Origin of the sequence: Mesorhizobium sp. M1399 (assembly GCF_040317735.1) — a bacterium.
GTDB lineage: Bacteria > Pseudomonadota > Alphaproteobacteria > Rhizobiales > Rhizobiaceae > Mesorhizobium.
Map to the genome: position 1 here is coordinate 168,167 of NZ_JAMYKZ010000011.1, position 22,440 is coordinate 190,606.

A 22,440-nucleotide genomic window follows, 5' to 3' on the forward strand; every position below is an offset into this window, starting at 1 on the left:
TCCTCCCAAATCGTATTGGACCTCAAACCATATGGAGGTTTGCCATGAACGATATTCCCACCTTTGCCTCGGGCCAGCATAAGGCAGCTCGGCTGGCGGAAGTGTCGCGTCGGCACTACAGCCTGGCGACGCTGCAAAGCATTGTCGCGACATGGCGCGAGCAGACACGCTTTCGCTGGGACCTCAAGCGATTGGCGGAGACCAATCCCCATCTGATCGACGATATCGGCCTGACGAAAAGGCAGGCCGAGGAAGAGATCGCCAAGCTGCCCTTCTGGCAACGATAAGGCGAGTTGCAAAGACACCGGATCACCAACGAGCAGTGGCAGGTGAAGACGAAGCCGCCGCCTCGAAACGATGATCACAGGCTAGTGGTCGCGGCGACAATCAACCCGCCCAAGACGGCAACATTGATGGTGAAGCCGGTACGAAGCACTTCGCGTTCATCGCCGCTGTAGCGCCAGAAGTTGAGCGCCATGAAAGACGCCGCAATGGTGAACACGGCCAAGGCCGCGGCGGGAAAGGGTCCACCAAGGCCCGTTGCGAGGCAAAAGCCGCCGCCGATCTCAAGCACCGATCCGGCCGCGAGAAGAGGCTTGGGAGCAGGAAAGCCCCGTTCGGCCAGGGACGCTGCAATCGCCCGGAATCTGAGGAAATGCTCGGCGCCTGCCCAGATAAAGACGCCGCCGAGCAAAACCAGTCCGAGGTGGTGGAGGACCGCGATCATTCCTTGGTGCCGTCTTCGGTGTAAACCGCTAGCTCGTAACCGTCCGGGTCCGCAAAATGAAAGCGCCGGCCGCCGGGGAACCCATAAATCGGCCTGACGATCTTGCCTCCCGCTTGCTCGACACGCTTGACCGTTGCCGGCAAATCATCGGCATAGAGAATGACGAGCGGGCCTCCTCCGGACCTCGCTGGGCCAGCCGCAAAGCCGCCTGACAAGCGCCCGTCGTTGAACTCGCAATATTGCGGGCCGTAGTCAGTGAAGGTCCAGCCGAAGGCCTTTCCGTAGAAGTCGCGTGACCGCTGAATGTCTTTCACGTTGAATTCGACGTAGTCGATCCGTTGGTCGTTGTTGTTGCTCATGACGCATACCTCTCGTGTGATGTACGACACCGAAAGATAAGCACGTATCTCGCTTGCCGGATTGAACAAAACGGCCATCGACGTATGAGCAGCAAACGGCGCTGCCGATGGCGATGCACGTGACATCACCCCTCATCTGCCCTCTTCGTTCCGGCCGGAAGAAAACAACCGATTCTTGCAACCGTTCTCGATTGGCAGACGTTGTCGGTCGTGCAGATTGTTGTCTCGAGCGACGGCCGGGCGCAGCCGCTGCGCCGTAGGTTCACCGCCGCTAATCCGAAGGGGAGCGAGATGAGCGATCCCGTCCCAGCGCAGGCAACGGGCACATTTCAGCAACGTCCAGTGTCGGCGCGGCTTCGCGGGACCTTCGCTTCGGTGTGGGTGCATCGAATGGACCCGGCGGGCTCACCGCCAATCGTCGTCATGCCCGACGCAACGATCGATCTGCAATGGATCGGAGGCAGCTTCCGAATTGCCGGACCTGACAAGGAGCCGCAGACCGAGGTTCTAGCGGCGGACGAGGTCGTGATCGGCTTGCGCTTCCATCCTGCCACGGCGGCGGCATGGCTCGGCGTGCCGCAAATCGAGCTGGTCGGTCAGCGGCTGTCGCTCGACGATTTGTGGGGAGCGCGAGCTCGGCGCCTCGCCAGCCGCGTGCGCGCCAGCGACAATCTCGAAGATCTGGCCTGCTCGCTCCAACAGGTCGTCGCCGAGGAGATGGCCTCCGACGCCCCAGACGTTCCCATGCAGGCGGCATATCGCTTGATCGAGCGCGCTCCGCCACCCGACGCGCCTCTCGTCCCTTGGTTGATGCGCGCCCTCGAGATGAGCGAAAGGACGTTGCGCCGGCGCTTCGACGAGAGCTTCGGCTATGGCCCCAAGACGCTTGAACGTATCCTCCGCTACCAGCGCTTTCTGCGGCTTTCGAACCAATCGAACAGCACTACGGCCATCCTGGCAGCCGAGGCGGGCTATTCCGACCAGGCGCATCTTGTTCGCGAGAGCCGACGCCTGACAGGAAGCACCCCGCGACAGATTCATCACCTGCTGCACGGCGAGTGAAACCTCGGCGCGTTCTTCGACTTGGCGGCACGCTTTTGGCCGTTTTGTTCAAGTCTTCACTGTCGCCCGACTTTATCCTGGTGTCTCCGACAACCAGAGGAGACTGCCATGAAACCGCGCATTTCGGTTTTGACGATCGCTGTCGCCAACCTCGAGAGTTGCCTCGTGTTCTACCGCGACGGCCTCGGCTTGCCGACGGAAGGGATCATCGGCCGCGAATTCGAGCATGGCGCCGTCGCGTTCTTCACGCTGTCCGGCGGGTTGAAGCTCGCGATCTGGGCTCAGGACGACCTCGCCTACGACACCGGCCTGCCCAAAGCGCCGATCAGTTCGACCTCGTTCACAATCGGCCACAACGTTGTGCGCCGCGAGGAAGTCGATCAAGTGATGGATGAGGCCGCCCGTGCCGGAGCCGAGATCATCAGGCCTGCCCGGGACACGTTCTTTGGCGGGTATGCCGGATACTTCCGCGACCCGAACGGACACCTGTGGGAGGTCGTCTGGAACCCCGCCAACATACCGAGTGAGGATCCTCTTTAGGGCGGCGCGGACCTGCAGTATCGAACGGCGTTAGTCATCCCCAGTGCTGGCAAATTCTGTCGGCATCGGGGCGGGCGGCCATGCTTTCCCTGGCAAACGAAGCCAGCTCGACGGCAGTCCACCAGTCTTAAGGGGCTGATTGTGTAGCTTTATCCAGATTCGCCTCGCCTGCATGGCGCATCATGCGGCGGAAGCTCATTGAGATATGCGCCCGCCTTATGTGCCCTATGGACTCCCAGTCGCCGATCTCGGCGGCGGCAAGGACCTCTTCCATTTCGCGGCGGAACGCGGTGAATTCCTCGACAAGGCCCAATTGCGGCATCAGCTTCAGGACGACGCGCGCAACCTGAAAATACAGGCGCTCGCTGATCTCGCGCAGTGGCTGGTTGCCGGTCATCGCCGTGAGCTCGTAAAAGAAGTCCATGTTGAGGCGCAGGAAAGCGCGCTGGTCGGGATTGAGTATATCGGCATCGCAGCGCGCGATGAGCGCCCGTATCCGGTCGAGGTCGTCCGCCGTGCGCGGGATCGGTGAAAGCTTGCCGACGAGGAGCGCCAGCTCCAGGCGCAAATGATAGACCTGCTGCAATTCCTCGATATCGACGTCGGTGACGATCGTGCCGACGCCGTGGACGGATTGAACCAGACCCTCGGATTCAAGGCGCGCCAGGACACGCCGGACCGGCGTGCGGCTGATCTCGAATTCCTGGGCAAGTTCTTCCTCGGACAGACGGCTTCCCGGCGCATAGACGAGCAGACAGATGCGGTCGCGCAATATCCGGTAGATGCGCTCGAACCGCTCTCGCGCGGAGAGCGGGCGCGGCGGCGCGGCGGTCACCGTCGTGGGCGGCTTGGCCTTTGTCTCGATCGTCACCCAGCCTCCAGGACAGCGTGCAGGAATTGCCGTGTCCGCTCGTTCTTGGGAGCACCAAACAGTTCGCTTGGCGGCCCCTGCTCGCAGATCTTGCCTTGATAGAAGAAGCAAACGCGGTCGGAAAACTCCTTGGCGAAGCCCATCTGGTGGGTGACCATCAGCATGGTTAGATCATGCTCGCGGCCGATCTGCCTTATCACCTGCAGCACTTCGCCGACAAGCTCCGGGTCGAGCGCAGACGTCACCTCGTCGAACAGCATGATCTTGGGCCGCATGGCAAGCGCCCTGGCGATGGCGACACGCTGCTGCTGGCCGCCGGAAAGCTGTGACGGATAGTGGTCCTTCTTCTGGGCCAGACCGACCAGCTCCAGCAGCTCCGCCGCTCTTGCCTCGGCGTCCGCCCGCTTCATGCCGAGCACCGTTATCGGCGCCTCGATGCAGTTCTGCATCGCCGTCATATGCGGAAACAGGTTGAACGACTGGAACACCATGCCGATCTTGGCGCGGATTTTACGGATATGGGCGAGATCGGCGGGAACAAGCTTGCCGTTCCTCTCCATATGGGTCAGCGGCTCGCCTTCGACCCAGATGACACCGTCATTGATCGTTTCCAGCGTCATCAGCATGCGCAACACCGTCGTCTTGCCCGAACCCGACGGACCGATGACGGAGACTTTTTCGCCGCGCGCTATTTCGAGATTGAGCCCGTCGAGAACGGTTAACGTGCCGTAGCGTTTCGATACATTGTCGAAGCGGACCATCGGTTGTTCCGTCATCGCGTGGTCCTCCGGTTGAGCAGCCCTTCGAGGGAGCGGATGAGCGCCGCCGAAACCAGGCTCATGGCAAGGAAAAACAGGCCGACCAGCGTGATCGGCTCGGTGTAGCGGAACGTTTCGGAGCCGATGATCTTGGCAGTCTGCATCAGTTCCATCACGGCGATTGCGGAAAGCAACGGCGTCTCCTTGAACAAGGCCACCAGATAATTGCCGAGCGCCGGAACGATCGGCGGGATCGCCTGCGGGATGATGATGTCGCGAAACGTCGTCCAGGACGAGAGATTGAGCGCGATCGAGGCTTCCCACTGGCCGCGATGGATGTTGTCGAAACCGGCGCGATAAACCTCGGAGCAATAGGCGGCGTAGTGGATACCGATGGCCAGCACCCCGGCGGTGAAGGCGTCGAGCACGACACCGAATTTCGGAAAGACGAAATAGAGAAAGAATATCTGGATGAGCAGCGGGGTCGAGCGGATCAGCTCGACCAGCACCGAAATCGTCCAGCTGGTCCATGGCACGGCGATGCGGACGACCGCCAGCACCAGGCCGAGCGAGGCCGCAAGCGCAAAACCGATCAGCGTCGCCTCGATGGAAATGATGGCGGCGCGGGCGAGCACCGGCAGGATTTCCAGGGCAAATCCCCAATCCCAGATCATGCCGCCTTCCCCCGCGCCAGTCCGAGCGACGCCCGCCTTTCGAGAAGCCGCATGCCGATGGTCACAACCAGCGACATTGCCAGGTACATCAAAAGGACGAGGGTGAAGATCGGAATGGTCTTGAACGTGTTCTGGTTCATTTGCTGCGCCTTGAAGGCGAGGTCCGAAAGCGTGATCAGCGAAACCAGCGCTGTCGATTTCAGAAGCTCGATGAACAGATTGCCCCAGGGCGGGATCATCGCGACAAAGGCCTGCGGCAGGATGATCCGGCGCAACATCTGTGGGCGGCTCATGTTCAATGCCGTACACGCTTCCCACTGCCCGCGGGCGACGGACTGGATCGCGCCGCGCACGCACTCCGATCCGTAGGCGCCGACATTCAGGCCGAGTGCGAGCACTGCCACCACGAACGCGTTGATCGTGACGCCGAATTGCGGGAGGACGAAAAACAGCCAGAACAATTGCACCAGCGCCGACGTTCCGCGAAAGATCTCGACATAAACCGTGGCCAGCCATCTGAGCGGCGTTGGACCGTACATCCTTGCAAGTGCTGCAAGCACGCCCATGATAATTGCGAGCAGGCTGCCGAGGACGGCGATCTCGACCGTCAGGACCGCGCCTTGCAGCAGCCCCGGCATGAACACTCGGTAGCTTTCCTGTGTTGCCAAGGCGCCGATCACGACGAGCGCGATGACCAGCATGGCAACGAGCGTACGGATACCCATGCGATTCCCCCGGGGAAAAAGGGCGGCGCTTTCGCGCCGCCAGCAGTTGGGAACCTATTTGCCAGCACAGAGCTCTGCGGTCGTCTTGTTGGGGAGATAGTCCTTGCCGAAGCCGAGTGGCTCGACCAGCGCGATATGCTCCGGCGAACCGAGGAACTTCTTCAGCTCGGCGTTGAACGCCTCCTGCAGGTCGGTGTCTTCCTTGCGGAAGCCGAAGCCGCCATGACCTTTCACCGACTTGCCGGCGACCTCGCCGAAGGGCTTGGTCGATTCGACGCCGTCGGCTTTCTTGGCCATGTCCGCGATCGAAAGAGCGGTCAGTGCGGCAGCGTCGGCGCGGCCCGACTGGACGGCGGCGACCAGGCTGGACTGGTCGGGCAAGGAGACGATCTGCCCACCGGCAACGCCCGCTTCCTTGGCGAAGCCGCCTTCGACGGCGCCGGCCATCACGGCAAGCTTGAGATCCGGATTGTCCTTGATGCTGGAAAAATCCTTGATGCCTTTCGGATTGCCTTTTGCCACCAGCATAGCCTCGCCGATGCCGTAGGACGGCTCGGAGTAGTTGATCTCAGCGCAGCGCTTCGGAGTGATGAACATGCCGGCGGCGATGATGTCGAAGCGGCCGGCCTTGAGACCCGGAATGAGCGAGCCGAATTCGGTCAAAACACCGTCGACCTGCGGTATGCCCATCTTGGCGAGCACCGCCTTGGCGACTTCCGGCGCTTCGCCGGTCAGCTTGCCGTCTGGCGTGGCGTAACCGAACGGCGCCTCGTTGGCGAAACCGACGCGGATGTAGCCGTCCTTCTTGGCCCGTTCGAGGGTGGTTTCCGCGTGAGCGGACAGCGACGTCAATGACGTCGCGGCGAGCGCGATGCAGGCAGCCGCTTTCACGACCATGCGGCGCGATATCGATGATTTGAGCATGCTTTTCTCCCATTGAACAACTGTGGATGGTTCCCAGGGCGCGGCCTTCTTCGAGGTCGACGCCTGCTTGATCAGACGTATACAACTGCCCTAGACATTTCGCAAGCAGAGATATAGAAACCATGTAAATTCGGCGCTAATTCGTAGTTATCCAACAAACTTGACGTCGAGTTGTGCACAATTTCGCCTGGTTTGCCCATTTACAAGAGGGCAACAGCGTACCCAGAAGGCAGGACTTCGGTGGCGACCGCGAACGAGTTCGGGACATTCACGCAAGCGGAGTATGGGCAGCGCCTGGCCGGCGTGAAGACACGCATGCAAAAAGCCGGCTTCGATCTCGTCGTCTGTCAGGATCCAGCCAACATGTGCTGGCTGACCGGCTATGACGGATGGTCGTTCTACGTTCCGCAGTGCGTGCTCGTCCATCTGGAGGAGGACCGGCCGATCTGGTTCGGCAGGGCGCAGGATGCCAAGAGCGCACGCCTAACCACCGGCCTGCCCGAGACAAACATCGTGCCGTTCTCGGAACGGCTGGTGCAGCAGCCGGTCGAACACCCTTATGACGAACTCGCGCAACTGATCCGGTCGCGCGGCTGGGGAAAGGCCCGCATCGGCGTCGAGATGGACGCGCATTATTACACTGCGCGCTGCCACGCCCACCTTGTCGAGGGGCTGCCCGACGCGCACTTCGCCAACAACCACGATCTCGTCAATTGGGCGCGGCTGGTGAAATCCGAAGCCGAGCTGGTGCTGATCCGCGAGGCGGGTGCGATCTGCACGCATGCAATGAACCGCGCCATCGAGAAAATGCGACCCGGTGTGCCTCAGAACCATGTCATTGCGGAAATCTATCACGCACAGATCATGGGCGTGCCCGGAGCGGGCGGCGACTATGCCGCGATCTGTCCGCTGATGCCCGTTGGCGAAGGCACCAGCACGCCGCATCTGACGTGGTCCGACGCGCCGCTGCCGGACAGCGGCCTCGCCATTCTGGAGATCGCCGGCGTGCGCCGCCGCTATCATGCAGCCCTGACCCGGACGGTACATTTCGGCAAGCCGCGGCAAGCCATCCTCGACATGGCCAAGGCGATCGTCGAGGGCGTCGACGCTGGCCTCGAGAAGGCGCGCCCCGGCAACACCGCCGAAGAGGTGGAAGCCGTCTGGCAGGCAGTCCTGCGGAGGAACGGACTGAAGAAGGAAAGCCGCGTCGGCTATCCGGTCGGGCTCGCATACCCGCCCGATTGGGGTGAACGCACCGCAAGCCTTCGTCCCGGCGACACCACCGAGATGCAGCCTGGGATGTGCTTCCATTTCATGGCCGGCGTTTGGCTCGACGATTTCGGCATCGCCATCTCGGAATCGTTCGTCGTCACGGAACGCGGCGGCGAACGCCTCTGCGATGTGGCGCGCGAACTCATCGTTATCGATTGACATGGCGGCCGGGAAGCCGGCTGCCGAAAAGACCATGCCTGCCACCAAGCCGGCAACAAGCACGAGGACGCCCGATGGACCGTAATCCCTTTTCCGAAGCCGAAATCGCCGGCCGCCTTGCCAAGGTCCGTACTACACTGGCCGAGCGTGAGCTCGACGCGGCGGTCTTCGCCTCGCCGGAGAACGTCTTCTATCTCACCGGGCTCGATCACTGGGGGTATTTTGCCCCTCACCTGCTGATCGTCCCGCTCCAGGGAAAACCTGTCCTGGTCACCCGCTCGATGGAAAAGGTGACCATCGAGAAGCGGGTGAAGGCAGCGGAATTCCGTGGCCACTCCGACAGCGAAACGGCGGCCGACCTTGCCGCGCGGGTCCTTGCGGAGCTCGGCCTGTCCAGCAAGCGGATCGGCCTCGAATACTGGACGGCCGGCCTTAGCCATGGACTTGCCGTAGCACTCCAGATGCAAGCGGATGCCAAGTGGAGCGACGTCTCCGGTCTGATCGACAAGATGCGGCGGGTGAAGAGCGCCGAGGAACAGGTGCTGATGCGGCGCGCCGCAAAGGTGACGGACGCCGCCGCCGGTGCCGCGATCGCCGCGATCTCGGACGGCGCTTCCGAACAGGAGGTCGCCGCCCAATGTGTTGCGGCAATGATCCGCGCCGGCGGTCATGCGCCGGGCTTCGGACCGTTCATCCGCCCGGCCGCGCGCCTCGGTGAAGAGCACACGACCTGGGGCGACGGTATCTACCGCAAGGGCGAGCCGGCCTTCGTCGAACTGTCCGGCTGCATCTCACGCTACCACGCGCCGCTCGGCCGGCTCGTTCGCATCGGCCACATCAGCGACGAAGACGCCACAATGGCGACGGTGACCGCCAAGGCGTTCAACGCTGTCGTCGAGGCGCTGCGGCCGGGCGCCAAGGCGCGCGATGTCTACGCCGCCTGGCAGGCCGTCGCCGACGAGGCCGGTCTTTCCCACTATCGCCGCCATCACTGCGGTTACCTAGTTGGCGCTGGCCAGCCGCCATCATGGACCGGCGGCAATTCGGTGACCGGCTTGAGGCACGATTCCGACCTTGAGATCGAGACCGGGATGAGCTTCCACATCCTGTCGTGGCTGATGGGAACCGGTCGCGGCGATGACTTCGTCTCCAACACGGTGCTTTTGACCGACGCGGGTGCTGAAGTGCTCACCCGCACGCCGGCCGGCCCGATCGTTCGATAGGCCCGCACGTATGGCGCGCTACTCGGCACTCTCGATTTTCCGCAACGCGCTGTCTGGCCAGAAGAATTGGCAGCGCGCCTGGCGGGCGGCGGAGCCAAAACCGTCCTATGACGTGATCGTCATCGGCGGCGGTGGACACGGCCTCGCCACCGCCTTCTACCTTGCCGATAACCACGGTATCCGCAACGTCGCGGTGCTCGAAAAGGGCTATGTCGGCGGCGGCAATGTCGGCCGCAACACCACCGTCATCCGCTCCAACTACCTGCTCGACGGCAACACCCAGTTCTACGAATTCTCGATGAAGCTCTGGGAGACCATGTCGCGGGTGCTGAATTTCAACGTCATGTTCTCCCAGCGCGGCCAGCTCGTCACAGCGCATTCGGCCGATCAGCTCGACGGTTTCAGCCACCGCGCCAACGTCATGCGGCTGAACGGCATCGATGCCGATATCCTCGACCGCGAAGAGGTGCGCCGGCTGGTGCCCTATCTCGATTTTTCCGACACTGCCCGCTTCCCGATCCATGGCGCCATCTTCCAGGGCCGGGCGGGCACGGCACGCCACGACGCCGTCGCCTGGGGCTATGCGCGCGCCGCCGATAGCCATGGCGTCGACATCATCCAGAACTGCGAGGTGACAGGCTTCCTCCGCGACGGCGACAGTATCGTCGGCGTCGAAACGACGAAAGGCCGGATCGGCGCCGGCAAGGTCGGCCTCGCTGTTGCCGGGCATACATCCGTGCTCGGTGCCAAGGCCGGCCTTGAACTGCCGATCGAAAGCCACGTCCTGCAAGCCTTTGTCACCGAACCGCTGAAGCCGCTGGTAGATCACGTCGTCGCCTATGGCGCCGACCACTTCTATGTCAGCCAGTCCGACAAGGGCGGGTTGGTCTTCGGCGGCAATCTCGACGGCTACAATTCCTACGCCCAGCGCGGCAATCTCGGCGTCGTGCGCGAGGTGGCGGAGGCGGCGATTGCATTGATGCCGTGTATTTCGCGCGTCCGCCTGCTGCGCCACTGGGGCGGCGTCATGGACATGACCCCCGATGCCAGCCCGATCATCTGCCGGACGCCGATCGACGGCCTCTATCTCAACGGCGGCTGGTGCTATGGCGGCTTCAAGGCAACGCCAGCTTCCGGCTGGTGCTTCGCCCACACGATCGCCACCGGCAAGCCGCATCCCTTGATCGCGGCCTACGGGCTCGATCGTTTCCGCACCGGCCACACGCTCGATGAGGCCGGCGTCGGCCCTTCCGCTTGGCTGCAATAGGAGGCGGAACAAAATGCTGCGCATCGAATGCCCCTGCTGCGGCCCGCGCGACCATGACGAGTTCCGCTACGGCGGCGATGCCTCGGTCACGCGTCCGGCCCATGACGATCCCGATCCGGAGGCCTGGTACCGTTACGTCTATATCAGGACAAACCCGGCCGGCCCGCACCGTGAATACTGGCAGCACGTGACCGGTTGCCGGCAATGGCTGGTGGTCGAACGCGACACCCGCAACCATGCCGTCGCATCAGTCGACTTCGCCAGGAAATCAACTCTCAGGAAATCCCCGGCATGAGTTCGAACCGCAAACGCCTGCCGGTGGGTGGCCGTATCAGTCGCGAGGTGCCGCTCGATTTCACCTTCGACGGCCGCAAGCTGATTGGATATCGCGGCGACACCCTTGCCTCCGCGCTGCTCGCCAACGGCGTCACTCTCGTCGGGCGCAGCTTCAAATATCATCGCCCGCGCGGCATCTTTTCCGCCGGGCCGGAGGAACCGAATGCGCTGGTTACGCTCGGGATCGCAGGCAGGCGCGAGCCGAACCTGCCGGCGACGACACTGGAACTCGCCAACAGCATGGACGTGGAAAGCCAGAATCGCTGGCCATCGCTGGCCTTCGACGTACAAAGCGTCAACGGGCTGTTGGCGCCGTTTCTGTCCGCCGGCTTCTACTACAAGACCTTCATGGGCCCGACGCGCCGCGCCTGGATGTTCTACGAGCACTTTATCCGCAAGGCGGCCGGTCTGGGCAGAGCCGGCACCGGCCCGGATCCCGACCGCTACGAGGTTCGTCATGCTTTCGCCGATGTCGCAATTGTCGGCGGCGGCCCGGCGGGATTGTCAGCAGCGCGGGCAGCCGCCGCGGCCGGGGCGCGGGTCGCGCTGATCGAGCAGGATTTCCTGCTTGGCGGCCAGCTTCTGGCGGAACCGTCCGACAGCGCAGCGGCCGCATGGTTGAGGCAGGCCGAGGCCGAGTTGAAGGGCTTCGAAACCGTCGTGCTGATGAAGCGGACAACCGCTTTCGGCAGCTATGACGGCAATGTCATCGGGCTGGTCGAACAGCGCGATCCAACCGGTCCGAAGCCGAACGGCGAGGCGCGGCAAACGGTCACCATGCTGCGCGCCCGCTCGATCGTTTTCGCCACTGGCGCCATCGAGCGACCGATGGTGTTCTCGAACAATGACCGGCCCGGCGTCCTGCTTGCCTCAGCCGCCCGGACCTATCTCAACCGTTTCGCTGTCCTGCCGGGCAAGAAAATCATTGTCGCCACCACCAATGACGGTGCCTGGCGCACCGCCTTCGACTATGCCGCAGCCGGCGCGGAGGTGACGGTTGCGGATCTGCGCGCAGTCCCGCCCGCAGCACTTGCCGCGGAAGCCGCACGGCTCGGCGTCGTGGTGCGGGCCGCAACGCGGATCGTCGACCTGCACGGCGGCCATGCCGTCAGGCACGTAACGCTCAACGGGCCGGAGGGCCAGTCCTCGGCCGCCTGCGACCTGGTCTGCGTGTCCGGCGGCTGGTCGCCAACCGTGCATCTCACCTCGCACCTCGGTGTCAAACCTGTCTATCGCGACGATATCGGCGGCTTCGTGCCGGGCGCGTTTCCGGCCGGCCGGCTAGGTGCCGGCGCGATGATTGGGGCCTATGCAACTGCCGATGCCATCGAGGACGGTCATCGCGCCGGCATCGACGCGGCAGCCTCCGGCGGCAAGTCGGCGCCGGTTCCCGCTCCGGCCAAACTCGATCTCGGCGACACCGCCACGACGCTACTTCGCGAAGCGCCTTCCGTCGGACATGGAAAAGCCTTCGTCGATTTTCAGATGGATGTGACGACGAGGGATATCGAACTCGCCCATCGCGAGGGCTATGAATCGGTCGAGCATCTGAAGCGCTACACCACGCTCGGCATGGGTACCGATCAAGGCAAGACCAGCAATTTTGCCGCACTTGCCGCGATGGCGGCGCTGCGCAACGCAACGATTCCCGAGACCGGCGTCACGACCTTCCGCCCGCCCTATACGCCGGTTGCCATCGGGGCGCTTGCCGGGCGCGCCATCGGCCATCATTTCAAGCCGATCCGCCGCACGCCAATGCACGACTGGCACATGGCCAACGGCGCCGAGATGCTCGAGGTGGGGCTCTGGATGCGGCCCTATTTCTACCGGCAGTCCGGACATGACGTGAATGAAGCCTATGTCGCCGAAATGCGGAATGTACGTCAGGCCGCGGGGCTGATGGACATCTCCACGCTCGGCAAGATCGATGTCCAGGGCCCGGATGCGGCAATCTTCCTCGACCGCGTCTACGCCAACGGCTTTGCCAAGCTGGCGGTCGGCCGCGCCCGCTACGGCGTCATGCTGCGCGACGACGGCATCGTCTTCGACGACGGCACCACGACGCGGCTGGCGGAAAACCGGTTCTTCATGACCACTTCGACCGCCAAGGCCGCCGATGTGCTGTCGCGTCTCGAATTCCTGCTCGACACGGCCTGGCCGGATTTGCGCGTGGCCGTCACTTCGGTCAGCGACGAATGGGCGGCGATGTCGGTTGCCGGGCCTGCCAGCCGCGCGATCCTGAATGCAGCGTTTCCCGCTCTCGACGTTTCCGACGCGGCGCTTTCGCATATGGGACTACTCGAAAGCGGATGGGGGGGCCGTGCGCTCCGCATCCTGCGTCTCAGTTATTCCGGCGAGCGCGCTTACGAAGTCTATACCGGCGCCACTGCCGGTGAACAGCTCTGGAGCCGTCTGCTCGAAGCCGGCAGACCATTCGACCTGAAGCCTTACGGCGTCGAGGCGCTAGGTGCGCTGCGCGTCGAAAAGAGCCATGTCGCCGGACCTGAAATCGATGGACGCACGACGCTCGACGATCTCGGCCTCGGCCGCATGGCCGGCAAGCGCAGCGGCTTCGTCGGCGACGTCCTGCGACGGCGCCCTGCCCTCCACGCGCCCAACCGGCAGCGCCTGGTCGGACTGGAATGCATCGAGGACGGAAAACGCCTGCGCGGCGGCGCCATCCTGTTCCTGCCGGATGAGAAACCCTATGGCCATGGGCGCGGTCGCATCACCTCCGTCACTTTCAGCCCCGAGCGCGGCCATTATGTCGGGCTGGCCCTGCTTGCCGGCGATGTCGCGGCAGAAGGAAGCGAGGTCGTGGCGGTCTATCCGATGAAGGCCGAAACAGTTCGCGCCCGCATTGTCTCGCCAGTATTCCTCGATCCACAGGGAGAACGGCTGCATGGCTAGCTTGACCTCTTCTCGGGATTTCAGCCTGTCCGTGGCCGATTGTCCGCTTATCCAGATCGAGGGCTGGGACGGGACACTGAGACAATTCGAAAAGAGCGTCTCGGCGTCGCTCGGCACGAAACTTCCCGCTTCGGTCGGAGAGACGGTTCGCCACAAGGGGCTTCTAATCATCCGCATTGCACCTCGCCGCCTCTGGCTGGTTCTCGACGAAGGCACGCAAGCGCCCGCGCTTTCCGTCGACCCCGATCTCGGCTGTTCTGTTCCCCTCGGCGAAGGTCGTGTTCGTTTGAAAATGGCCGGCCCTGACATCGCAAGGCTTCTGTCCGGCTGCATTACCGTCGACTGGCACGCGCCGGCCGCCGCTCCGGGCCGCGCCGTGCAGACATCCTTCCATCATGTCTCCGTGCTCTTCCTGCGCACCGGCGAGGCCGCGTGCGAACTCATCGTGCCGCGAAGTTTTGCCCGCAGCCTCTCGGATTGGATTGCGGATGGCTAGCCAATGGTGGTTTCTCGGGCAAGGATCGGCTTTAGCGGCCGATCCAAGCCGCTATCACGAAACCGTTTACTCTCTTGCTGGCCAGTCTTGCAGAAGCGTAATCCCAAATTTCGGCGCGGCTGCTTTGAGCCGCTCGATATCGGCAGGCGTCGGCGGCCCGACCACCTCTCCCTTGCCGAGTTCATGGCCACCTTCGGCGAGGAACTGCTCGAACACACTTGGCGTGTCTATCAGGATGTAGCGAACGGGCTGGTTGCCGGGATTCACGAGCTGGTGCGGGATGCCGCGCTTCAAAAACATGCTCTCACCGGGCGAGAGCGTTCGGACCTCGCCGGCCACAATTGCGGCCAACTGCCCTTCGATGACGTAGACTGTCTCGTCGTCATTCGCGTGAACATGGATTGATGTTTTCGTCTGCCCGTCGCTTCGGTTTTCGAAGAGACTCAACAAGCCTCCCGTCTGTTCGCCGGAGACCAGTCGCTTCATGACGATGCCTGCGAGCACGAATTCCTTTGGGTCAACATCTGTCATTGATCCAATCTGCCAGGTACATTCGGAGTAGGCCCGTACCGTGCCGTCAAGCAGACAAACTGCGCAGCGACATCCGGCAAACGTCGAACGGGCTCACGGGTTCCCGGTTGCCGGAGTTCCCTCTTCCCAAGCTCACTTTGGACGAAAAGCCGGCTAACCGGACATGCTGGCCGACACCGACATACGCCAACTCGAGGGCGCCGCAGAGGTCCGTCTAATTGACGGCGAAGCTGCAACGGGCTGCCAGGCTCTCGCCAGGCCCAAGCACCGACAGTCCATTCCATTTGTCGATCGAACCACGATTGTGAGCATCGACCGCATGACTGACCGGTTCAAAACAGAAGAAGTCGCTCTCGTCCGATGGCGAATAGACCAGGTAGAAGTTCAAGGGCGATGAAGCTTCAATCCGCAGGCTGCAACTGTGCTCCGGCCACGATATGGTAGCGACGCCGTCCCAGCCGGCAAACAGATTGTTTATCCATCCGCTCGGCAATACGGCCGGGGCGCCGAAATCCCAATCGGGACGGGTTTTGACATCCACAAACCGTTCGGGGAGATGGCTGGGCAGTTCGAGACAAACCTGCGAGGCCGGCGCATGAAGCGCGGTTCGTGCCGTTCTCGTGAACCATGGATGGATGCCAAGCCCGAACGGCAATCTGATCGAGGCCCGACTGACGATGCGAAGCTTCAGCTCGAGCCCCTGTCCGGTCAGAGCGTAACTCACCTCGGCGCGATATCGATATGGGCCGGGTCCGTTGCTGATGAGCGACAGCTTTGCGTTGTCTTGCGCTACGCTGTCGATGTCCCACTCGCTCGAAAATCCATTGCCGTGAACGGGAAATGGCTCGCCTGCAACATTGGCAGGCAGTTCGTGGAATTTGGAGTCGAATGTGAATCCGCCGCCCGAGATGCGATTCGACCACGGCAAAAGCAGGTTGCAGGCAAGGTCGAATGGGTTGCTGCTCCCGCCGTTTGGCCAAGGCCTGAAGATCGGCACGCGCCCATGGTCCAGTCTCGCAAGACCTGCCCCAAGCGACGGGACGATTTCAGCGGACAGGTCTCCGCTTCCGATTTTGATCGTTCGGACCATCAGTTTCAGACGGTATCGGCCTTGGCAGCGGCGATCGGCTGTGGATGGCGGCCTTTGCGAGCCACTGCAAGGAGGTCGTTCGACGCGATCCCGATGAGCGCCTTCATCTGATCGTGAGCGTCGTCGGCCCTGCGCATCCGGATTGCCTCCAGCACGTCGCCATGCGCGCTCAGCGTCTGCTGGTAGTTAGCGGTGGCCGATGTGGTCAATCGGAAGGAGAAGCTGAGGGCGGCAGCAAGCATATTGCCGAGATTGGCGAACACCGGGTTGCGGCTGGCACGAAGGATGGCGGTATGAAACCTGACGTCGGCATCGAGACACGCAGCAAGGTCGTCCTGCGGAGCAATGCGCATGGCCTCATAGGCGGCTTCGATGACTGCGAGATCGCCTGACGTCGCCATCTTGGCCGCAAGGTGGGCGGCCGCGGGTTCAATGATCAGCCGCGCCTCGATCAATCCGCGGACGAAATCGAGATCGGGCTCGATATCGCGCATCCATTCCAGAACCTGTGCATCCAGCCTGTTCCATTCGCTCGACACGCGCACACGCGTCCCGGCCCGCTTGCGTGCCTCGATCAATCCTTTCGCCGAAAGCGTCAGAAGAGCATCGCGAAGCGCCGTGCGGCTCGCCCCGTAGATAACGCAAAGTTCAGCTTCCGTCGGCAAGACGGAGTGCTGCGCGTAGGAGCCGGCGAGGATTCGCTGTCCGAGATCGCGTGCGATGCGATCCTTGAGCGATGACGTGGCGCCATCTGCGGCAGGAATGTCCTGCTTGCCTTGGCCAGTCGAAGCGATCGCCGTGTCCATCGTCATGTCCTGTTCAAGTGGTACTCGGCAATTACCACAGCAAGTATCAGCAGCGAGCCCTTGGCAAGCAACTGATAGAAGGTTGGCACGGACGTCAGTATCATTCCGTTGTTGAGGACACCAATGATGGCGACGCCCAGTAGTGCGCCGACGATCGTGCCCTTACCGCCCTGCAAGGCGCAGCCACCCAGAACGGCCGCTGTGATGGCCTCGAGTTCCAGGCCTTGGGATCCGGATACGGGCTGCCCCGAGCCGGTACGGGCAGCCAACAGAATCCCGGCCAATCCGGCCGCCACTCCACTCATGATGTAGATGCCGACACGGTAGCGGTTGATGTTGATGCCGGAGAAGCGTGCAACAACGGGATTGCCGCCCAGGGCATAGATGTTGCGGCCAACGATCGAGCGGGCAAGGAAGAGATGGAACACGATCGCGGTCAGCAAAAGAATCCAGATCAGCAGAGGCAGGCCGAGGATTCGTCCGATCCCAATGAAGCGGAAAGTGTCGCTGAAAATCGCGATCGATTGCCCATCGGATATGATGAACGCGATGCCGCGGAAGATCGCCATCGTACCGAGAGTCGCGATGACAGCGTTGACCCGCCCATAGGTGATGATGATGCCGTTCACGAGGCCGGCAAGGCCGCCCAGGACTAGGCCGGCAAGAATGCCCGCCGCCGGCGATCCGGTCGCCTGGATGGCCATTGCCGTCGATACTGTGGTCAGACCGACGATTGCGCCGACGGCAATATCAAGCCCGCCGGCGACGATGACCACGGTCTGGCTCATCGCCAGGACGCCCAGGATGGTAATGCCCAGACCGATGTTCAGCAGGTTTCGGCTCGAGAAGAACACGTCGCCTCTCAGAGTGCCGAAAATGAGCACGAGAATGGCGAGAGCAACCAGGAGGCTTATGTTGTGAATGCCGATGCGCTCTGCCATGCGCAAGGAAGGGCGTCTTTTGCCGGTTTGTGTTGTTGCTGTCCTGAGCTCAAGGCTGTTCACTGAATTTGTCCTCCGAGCGATGCTACAGATTGCGGCATGGCGTGCTTCAGGATCGTGGCCTCATCGATGTCTGGGCGGGAAAGTTCGGCCGTGATCCGGCCTCCAGCCATGACAAGCACCCTGTCGGCGAGCCCGATCAGTTCGGGCATTTCCGAGGAAATCAGGATTATGCCGATACCGCTTGCGGCGAGTTCATCGATCAGGCGATAGATTTCCGCCTTGGCGCCGATGTCGATGCCGCGGGTCGGCTCGTCGAGGATGAGAAGCATCGGCTGCCGGGCAAGCCAGCGCGCGAGAACGACCTTCTGTTGATTGCCACCCGACAATTTCGAAACCTGTTCGTCGAGGTTGGGCGCCTTGATCGACATCTTTACTGCAAGCGGTGAGACGATCTCCAGTGCCTTGCGCCGGTTGAAGAAGCCGAAGGTCGACGTCTTGTCGGGCACGCAAAGCGAGGCGTTGTCAAGAATGCTTCGGAACAGCAGCAGGGCCTCGTGCTTGCGGTCTTCGGGGGCGAAGCCGATGCCTGCCACGATCGCTGCATGCGGACTGTTGGGGCCAACGGGCACGCCGCTCATCGTTATGGTTCCGTCGAGGCGCCGATCATAGCCGACAATCGCCTTTGCCAGCTCGGATCGACCCGCACCCATAAGGCCGGCAATGCCGAGCACCTCGCCGCGGCGGACCTTGAGGCTCACATCGGTGACGTGGTCGGTGGTCAAGCCCGCCACCTCCAGCAACGGTAGCCCCGATTGCCACGTCTCGCGCGTAAACAGATCGGCGATGTCACGGCCGACCATGAGTTTGGCTATGGTCTGCTCGCTGGCACCGTCCGCGCGGGAATCGTCGACCAGCCGGCCGTCCCGCAAAACGACAATGCGATCCGCAAGGTCGATGACCTCGTTCAGCCTATGAGAGATGTAGACGATCGAAGTGCCCTCTTCGCGCAGCCGCCGAATTACTGAAAACAGACGGCGCGCTTCGTCGTCGGTCAGCGACGAGGTCGGCTCATCAAATGCGATCAGCCGGCCGCCGGCCCGTATGGCGCGCATGATTTCGATCATCTGACGCTGCGCCGGACCGAGCGTGCTGCAGAGTTGACGCGGCCGCATATCCTGATGCATGCCGAAGGTCGCAAGCACCTTGTCGGTCTGCTCCTCGAGCCTATGCCAGTCGAGCAGGACGCCTGCCAGCCGCGGCAGTTCGCCGACGAAAATGTTCTCGGCCACGGTCAGGTTCGGAACGATCTCCGGCTCCTGATGGATGACGCGTATTCCGGCTCTGTGGCTGTCGCGCGGTTCGCTGAAAACGATCGGCGTGGAGCCATGCAGCACGGTGCCGGTGTCCGGTGCGAACACGCCCTCGAGAATTCGCATCATTGTCGATTTGCCGGCCCCATTCTCGCCAACCAGGGCGAGCACCTCTCCTGGCCGAAAGGCAATCGAGACATTGTCGAGGGCCTGCACGATGCCGAAGCGCTTCGATATCCTGTCGAGCGAGAAGAAATCCGATTGCATCAAAGCTCACTCCCGAGAAGCGATCCCGTGTCGGTGGCGTGTGCCCGCTGACGAACTGCCGATTTGAGCGTCATGCGCCTTGCGGCGCATGACGCGTGGCCGGTTCAGTGGCAGAGCTTGGCTTTATAGTCCGACGCAAAATTGTCGGCGGTGATGTATTCCGGGTCCGTGAAGGACTGAACGGGAAGCTTCGTTCCGTCCTTGATGGAGGCCAAGAGAATCTTCACCGCCAGCGCGCCATGATTTTCCGAATTGAGCCACATCGTACCACGGAACGCCGAGGGCTTTCCGGATCCGAAGGCGTCACAAGCGCGGCTCCCGTCGATGCCGATCCCCATGCCCTGGTCTGGGGTATAGCCCGCATTCTCCAGGGCTCGCGCACCACCCAGCACGCCATCATCGTTGCATGAATAGAATATCCAGTTCGTGACGCTGGGATTGGCCGTCAATGTGGTGGTCATCACGTCGATGGCGTTGACCATCGTATTGTCGTAGGGGACGCGAACGATATTGCCCGGCTTGAAATCGGGCACCGCCTTCAGGAATGCTTCTTCCGCGCCCTTGTTGCGCTGCATGCAGGTATCCGCTTTGCGGTCCTCGATCGAGGCGATGCGCACCTCTTTGCCGGCCCAGCCGTCGGCCTTGTAGAGCTTGGCAAGTTCTTCGCCCACCCGCGCACCGATGTTGTAGGCATTCATGCCGACATAGGGGACCTGAGTGCCGTCCTCGTAGTAGATGTCGTCATCGACCGCCACCAAGGGAATTTTTGCGGCCTTTGCTTTCTCGGCGATGACCGGTCCCAGCGCCTTGTCGGGGACGACAATGGCGATGCCTTTTACGCCATCGCCGACCATCGTATCGAAGGTCGTGATCGTCAAATTGGCGTCGAACTGAACGTCCTGCGACACGAACGCAGCCCCTGCCGCCTCGGCCGCTTTCTTGGCGCCGCCGACTTCGGCGACAAACCATGGATGGTCTCCCATCTTGTTGATGTAGCCGATCTTGATGTCGTCTGCGCTTGCTGCGCCACCCATCAGTCCGGCAGCCAGTACCGCAAATGTCGCCAAAGCCTTTGTTGTGGTTTTCATGAAGATCCTCCCTGAGAGCTCGATGGTCGTTGCTAGTCGTGGTAGAGAACCGAGCGCCCACCATCGATGGTGATCGTCTCGGCATTTATGAACGGCGCTTCGTCCGAAGCGAGGAAAACCGCCGTCATTGCAACCTCGTCCGGCCGGCCAATGCGCTTGGGCGGATGAAGGTCGTAGGCTCGCCGCTTCTCCTCGGCGGGGTTCGGGAATGTGTTCCAGTAGGCTTCCGCGATCGGCGTCTCGATATAGCCGGGGGCGATCGCGTTCACCCGGATGCCGCGCGCGGCATATTCGATGGCCAGCGAACGGGTCAGGCCCAAAAGTGCATGCTTGGCGACCGGATACGGGAATGTATGGGGAATGATCTGGAACGCGTGACAGCTCGCTATGTTGACGATAGACCCCGAGCCCTTCGCCAGCATCGTCGGCAAGACTGCCTTGGCGCAGAACCATGCGGCCTGGAGGTCTAGCTTGAGACAGCGGTCCCATTCCTCATCCGGCATCGCCAGTGGTTCGTAGAAGACGTTGGCACCGGCATTGTTGACGAGAACGTCGACGCCGCCATAGCTCGTGATCGTGCGGGCGACCATGTCCGCGACCGCGGATGCGTCCGTGACATCCGTCTCGACGAACGATACGTCGGCGCCTCCGACACGCAGTTCGTCGGCGATCGCTTTGCCGCTTGCCGCATTCAGTTCGGCAATGACGGTCTTTGCCCCATGCATCGCAAAAGCCCGGGCGGTGGCGGCACCGATGCCTTGGCCGGCGCCTGTGACGATTGCGATCTTTCCTTGCAGCCGGCCTGCCATTGCATTCACCAGTCGACCACGGTGCCGTCCGGCATGACGGCGTTGCGGGCATGCAGCACTTCCTGCTTGAAGGGGTGGCGCGCGATAACGTCCTCATTGACGGTGACGCCAAGGCCCGGCAGTTCGGGCAGATCCCAGCGGCCTGGCTTGCGCCGAATTGGCCAGGTAACGACATCGTCGTACCAGGCGACGGCACCGGACATCTCCTCCTGAATGACAACGTTTGGGGTCGATATGCCGAAATGAAGAGCAGCCACACCGGCGATCGGACCGAGGGGGTTGTGCGGCGCAAGGCCGATGCCTGCGGTTTCCGCCATGGCCGCGATCTTCTTTGTCTCGAGCAGACCGCCAGTGTGGCAAATATCAGGCTGGGCAATGTTGAAGGCGCGGGCTGCGATCGAGTGCGTGAATTCGCGACGTCCAATCAGCCGCTCGCCGGAAGCGATCGGCACGGCCGATCGCGCCGTAATGTGCGACAGTCCGGCAACATCTTCGGGCGGCACGGGTTCTTCCGCGAACATGATGCGGGCCGGCTCGATTGCCTTGAGGTAATCCATCGCCGCGTTAACGGATGCAGGGCGTCCGTGGAAATCGACCATGATGTCGATATCCGGGCCAACCGCCTCGCGAAGTGAGCCAACCATGTTGGCAACAGAATCGACTGCCTTCGCAGGAGACACGTAGTGGGTGTAGGGAATGCAGACGACCTTGACCGCATCGTAGCCTGCTTGCGTCACGATGCGTCCGCGTTCCACGATGGCATCCGCGGATCCGGTCTCATAGACCGCCTTCATGTCCCCGAGGCCGAGATGCGTATAGGTGCGCAGATAGTCGCGGACCCGACCGCCCAAAAGGCGCCAGACGGGGACGCCCAATGACTTGCCCAATATGTCCCAGAGCGCGATCTCGATGCCGCTGACGGCGGACATTCCCTCGACGCCAAGACGCCAAAAGCCGTGCCGCGTAAGTATCTGGTAGCACTGCTCCACATTGCGCGGATCTTGCCCGATGAGCAGGGCCTCAAGGTCCTGAAGCGCCCCAACGACGGCTCGGGTCTTCCATTCCAGCGTTGCCTCACCCCAGCCAAACAGCCCGGGCTCGTCGGTTTCGACCCGAACGAAGACCCAGTTGCGCATTTCCGCGTTGCAGACGCGCGCCTTGATGGCCGTGATTTTCATTGGTCCTCCCAGACCTGCCGTCTTTTTTCGAGGCAATATGTATGATTTATTACGAATAATATGGACGAGTCAAGCGCAACATCGATGTGGACCAGCGCCGCGCCTCGATGTTCA

The 22,440-nt window shown here is 62.3% G+C and carries 24 protein-coding genes; 9 read left to right on the forward strand and 15 right to left on the reverse strand.

Features of this window, described 5'->3' with window-relative positions; translation table 11 throughout:
* Window positions 1–44: 44 nt before the first annotated feature.
* The gene (locus tag NKH05_RS20640; protein WP_352589083.1) at window positions 45–287 is read left to right on the forward strand and encodes a DUF1127 domain-containing protein; all 243 of its coding nucleotides are present in this window, start codon (window positions 45–47) and stop codon (window positions 285–287) included.
* A gap of 74 nt (window positions 288–361) precedes the next feature.
* On the opposite strand, the gene NKH05_RS20645 is transcribed toward NKH05_RS20640, so the two are convergent.
* Window positions 362–694, reverse strand: coding sequence for a DoxX family protein (locus tag NKH05_RS20645; RefSeq protein WP_352814192.1), 333 nt, complete (start codon window positions 692–694; stop codon window positions 362–364).
* Window positions 695–723: 29 nt separating this feature from the next.
* Window positions 724–1,086, reverse strand: a complete 363-nt coding sequence (locus NKH05_RS20650) for a VOC family protein (protein ID WP_031193399.1) — start codon at window positions 1,084–1,086, stop codon at window positions 724–726.
* Window positions 1,087–1,296: 210 nt separating this feature from the next.
* Here NKH05_RS20650 and NKH05_RS20655 point away from each other — a divergent pair, with 210 nt between their 5' ends.
* Window positions 1,297–2,148, forward strand: a complete 852-nt coding sequence (locus tag NKH05_RS20655; RefSeq protein WP_352958680.1) for an AraC family transcriptional regulator — start codon at window positions 1,297–1,299, stop codon at window positions 2,146–2,148.
* A gap of 108 nt (window positions 2,149–2,256) precedes the next feature.
* A complete protein-coding gene (locus tag NKH05_RS20660; RefSeq protein ID WP_023717026.1) occupies window positions 2,257–2,688 on the forward strand; it encodes a VOC family protein in 432 nt (143 codons plus the stop codon).
* 127 nt (window positions 2,689–2,815) lie between these two features.
* On the opposite strand, the gene NKH05_RS20665 is transcribed toward NKH05_RS20660, so the two are convergent.
* Genes NKH05_RS20665 through ehuB form a run of 5 tightly spaced genes read right to left on the reverse strand, consistent with a single transcriptional unit; the run spans window position 2,816 to window position 6,640 of the window.
* Window positions 2,816–3,559: a GntR family transcriptional regulator gene (locus NKH05_RS20665; RefSeq protein ID WP_023717025.1), complete on the reverse strand. Its 744-nt coding sequence runs from the start codon at window positions 3,557–3,559 to the stop codon at window positions 2,816–2,818.
* Entirely contained in the window at window positions 3,556–4,335 is a 780-nt protein-coding gene (gene ehuA / locus NKH05_RS20670; RefSeq protein ID WP_023717024.1) for an ectoine/hydroxyectoine ABC transporter ATP-binding protein EhuA, read from the reverse strand. Before ehuA ends, NKH05_RS20665 begins: the two co-directional genes overlap by 4 nt.
* Entirely contained in the window at window positions 4,332–4,991 is a 660-nt protein-coding gene (ehuD, locus tag NKH05_RS20675) for an ectoine/hydroxyectoine ABC transporter permease subunit EhuD (RefSeq protein ID WP_352547624.1), read from the reverse strand. Before ehuD ends, ehuA begins: the two co-directional genes overlap by 4 nt.
* Complete coding sequence (gene ehuC, locus NKH05_RS20680) at window positions 4,988–5,716, reverse strand: ectoine/hydroxyectoine ABC transporter permease subunit EhuC (protein ID WP_352483851.1); 729 nt, start codon at window positions 5,714–5,716, stop codon at window positions 4,988–4,990. Before ehuC ends, ehuD begins: the two co-directional genes overlap by 4 nt.
* Before the next feature lie 54 nt (window positions 5,717–5,770).
* The gene (gene ehuB, locus NKH05_RS20685) at window positions 5,771–6,640 is read right to left on the reverse strand and encodes an ectoine/hydroxyectoine ABC transporter substrate-binding protein EhuB (RefSeq protein ID WP_023717021.1); all 870 of its coding nucleotides are present in this window, start codon (window positions 6,638–6,640) and stop codon (window positions 5,771–5,773) included.
* A 240-nt stretch (window positions 6,641–6,880) separates the two neighbouring features.
* Between ehuB and NKH05_RS20690 the strand changes: the two genes are divergently transcribed.
* The 6 genes from NKH05_RS20690 (at window position 6,881) to NKH05_RS20715 (ending at window position 14,303) form a co-directional block, all read left to right on the forward strand.
* Entirely contained in the window at window positions 6,881–8,071 is a 1,191-nt protein-coding gene (locus tag NKH05_RS20690) for a M24 family metallopeptidase (RefSeq protein WP_023717020.1), read from the forward strand.
* 74 nt (window positions 8,072–8,145) lie between these two features.
* Window positions 8,146–9,294, forward strand: a complete 1,149-nt coding sequence (locus NKH05_RS20695; RefSeq protein ID WP_352788284.1) for a M24 family metallopeptidase — start codon at window positions 8,146–8,148, stop codon at window positions 9,292–9,294.
* Between the two features lie 10 nt (window positions 9,295–9,304).
* On the forward strand, window positions 9,305–10,561 hold the full coding sequence (locus NKH05_RS20700; RefSeq protein ID WP_352788286.1) for a sarcosine oxidase subunit beta family protein: 1,257 nt from the start codon (window positions 9,305–9,307) through the stop codon (window positions 10,559–10,561).
* 13 nt (window positions 10,562–10,574) lie between these two features.
* Complete coding sequence (locus NKH05_RS20705; protein ID WP_023717017.1) at window positions 10,575–10,856, forward strand: sarcosine oxidase subunit delta; 282 nt, start codon at window positions 10,575–10,577, stop codon at window positions 10,854–10,856.
* On the forward strand, window positions 10,853–13,807 hold the full coding sequence (locus NKH05_RS20710) for a sarcosine oxidase subunit alpha family protein (protein ID WP_352937136.1): 2,955 nt from the start codon (window positions 10,853–10,855) through the stop codon (window positions 13,805–13,807). Before NKH05_RS20705 ends, NKH05_RS20710 begins: the two co-directional genes overlap by 4 nt.
* Complete coding sequence (locus NKH05_RS20715) at window positions 13,800–14,303, forward strand: sarcosine oxidase subunit gamma family protein (RefSeq protein ID WP_023717015.1); 504 nt, start codon at window positions 13,800–13,802, stop codon at window positions 14,301–14,303. The genes NKH05_RS20710 and NKH05_RS20715 overlap by 8 nt, the downstream gene beginning before the upstream one ends.
* Before the next feature lie 66 nt (window positions 14,304–14,369).
* On the opposite strand, the gene NKH05_RS20720 is transcribed toward NKH05_RS20715, so the two are convergent.
* From NKH05_RS20720 to dgoD, 8 genes are all read right to left on the reverse strand, one after another.
* Window positions 14,370–14,834: a cupin domain-containing protein gene (locus NKH05_RS20720; protein ID WP_352937139.1), complete on the reverse strand. Its 465-nt coding sequence runs from the start codon at window positions 14,832–14,834 to the stop codon at window positions 14,370–14,372.
* 214 nt (window positions 14,835–15,048) lie between these two features.
* Window positions 15,049–15,924 (reverse strand): aldose 1-epimerase, encoded by an 876-nt coding sequence (locus NKH05_RS20725; RefSeq protein ID WP_353025970.1) that lies wholly within the window; start codon window positions 15,922–15,924, stop codon window positions 15,049–15,051.
* Window positions 15,925–15,929: 5 nt separating this feature from the next.
* A complete protein-coding gene (locus NKH05_RS20730) occupies window positions 15,930–16,730 on the reverse strand; it encodes a FadR/GntR family transcriptional regulator (RefSeq protein ID WP_245278497.1) in 801 nt (266 codons plus the stop codon).
* 2 nt (window positions 16,731–16,732) lie between these two features.
* The gene (locus NKH05_RS20735) at window positions 16,733–17,734 is read right to left on the reverse strand and encodes an ABC transporter permease (protein WP_023717011.1); all 1,002 of its coding nucleotides are present in this window, start codon (window positions 17,732–17,734) and stop codon (window positions 16,733–16,735) included.
* Complete coding sequence (locus NKH05_RS20740) at window positions 17,731–19,251, reverse strand: sugar ABC transporter ATP-binding protein (RefSeq protein WP_352788300.1); 1,521 nt, start codon at window positions 19,249–19,251, stop codon at window positions 17,731–17,733. Before NKH05_RS20740 ends, NKH05_RS20735 begins: the two co-directional genes overlap by 4 nt.
* A 104-nt stretch (window positions 19,252–19,355) precedes the next feature.
* Entirely contained in the window at window positions 19,356–20,339 is a 984-nt protein-coding gene (locus NKH05_RS20745) for a substrate-binding domain-containing protein (protein ID WP_352494355.1), read from the reverse strand.
* A 32-nt stretch (window positions 20,340–20,371) separates the two neighbouring features.
* Window positions 20,372–21,148, reverse strand: a complete 777-nt coding sequence (locus NKH05_RS20750; RefSeq protein WP_023717008.1) for an SDR family oxidoreductase — start codon at window positions 21,146–21,148, stop codon at window positions 20,372–20,374.
* A gap of 5 nt (window positions 21,149–21,153) precedes the next feature.
* A complete protein-coding gene (gene dgoD / locus NKH05_RS20755) occupies window positions 21,154–22,326 on the reverse strand; it encodes a galactonate dehydratase (RefSeq protein WP_352494356.1) in 1,173 nt (390 codons plus the stop codon).
* Window positions 22,327–22,440: the final 114 nt, after the last annotated feature.

Coding starts and splice junctions, on each gene's coding strand:
- NKH05_RS20640 (WP_352589083.1), top strand. CDS start 45: ATGAACGATATTCCCACCTTTGCCTCGGGCCAGCATAAGGCAGCTCGG.
- NKH05_RS20650 (WP_031193399.1), bottom strand. CDS start 1,086: ATGAGCAACAACAACGACCAACGGATCGACTACGTCGAATTCAACGTG.
- NKH05_RS20660 (WP_023717026.1), top strand. CDS start 2,257: ATGAAACCGCGCATTTCGGTTTTGACGATCGCTGTCGCCAACCTCGAG.
- ehuA (WP_023717024.1), bottom strand. CDS start 4,335: ATGACGGAACAACCGATGGTCCGCTTCGACAATGTATCGAAACGCTAC.
- ehuD (WP_352547624.1), bottom strand. CDS start 4,991: ATGATCTGGGATTGGGGATTTGCCCTGGAAATCCTGCCGGTGCTCGCC.
- ehuC (WP_352483851.1), bottom strand. CDS start 5,716: ATGGGTATCCGTACGCTCGTTGCCATGCTGGTCATCGCGCTCGTCGTG.
- ehuB (WP_023717021.1), bottom strand. CDS start 6,640: ATGCTCAAATCATCGATATCGCGCCGCATGGTCGTGAAAGCGGCTGCC.
- NKH05_RS20695 (WP_352788284.1), top strand. CDS start 8,146: ATGGACCGTAATCCCTTTTCCGAAGCCGAAATCGCCGGCCGCCTTGCC.
- NKH05_RS20700 (WP_352788286.1), top strand. CDS start 9,305: ATGGCGCGCTACTCGGCACTCTCGATTTTCCGCAACGCGCTGTCTGGC.
- NKH05_RS20705 (WP_023717017.1), top strand. CDS start 10,575: ATGCTGCGCATCGAATGCCCCTGCTGCGGCCCGCGCGACCATGACGAG.
- NKH05_RS20710 (WP_352937136.1), top strand. CDS start 10,853: ATGAGTTCGAACCGCAAACGCCTGCCGGTGGGTGGCCGTATCAGTCGC.
- NKH05_RS20715 (WP_023717015.1), top strand. CDS start 13,800: ATGGCTAGCTTGACCTCTTCTCGGGATTTCAGCCTGTCCGTGGCCGAT.
- NKH05_RS20720 (WP_352937139.1), bottom strand. CDS start 14,834: ATGACAGATGTTGACCCAAAGGAATTCGTGCTCGCAGGCATCGTCATG.
- NKH05_RS20725 (WP_353025970.1), bottom strand. CDS start 15,924: ATGGTCCGAACGATCAAAATCGGAAGCGGAGACCTGTCCGCTGAAATC.
- NKH05_RS20730 (WP_245278497.1), bottom strand. CDS start 16,730: ATGGACACGGCGATCGCTTCGACTGGCCAAGGCAAGCAGGACATTCCT.
- NKH05_RS20740 (WP_352788300.1), bottom strand. CDS start 19,251: ATGCAATCGGATTTCTTCTCGCTCGACAGGATATCGAAGCGCTTCGGC.
- NKH05_RS20745 (WP_352494355.1), bottom strand. CDS start 20,339: ATGAAAACCACAACAAAGGCTTTGGCGACATTTGCGGTACTGGCTGCC.
- NKH05_RS20750 (WP_023717008.1), bottom strand. CDS start 21,148: ATGGCAGGCCGGCTGCAAGGAAAGATCGCAATCGTCACAGGCGCCGGC.
- dgoD (WP_352494356.1), bottom strand. CDS start 22,326: ATGAAAATCACGGCCATCAAGGCGCGCGTCTGCAACGCGGAAATGCGC.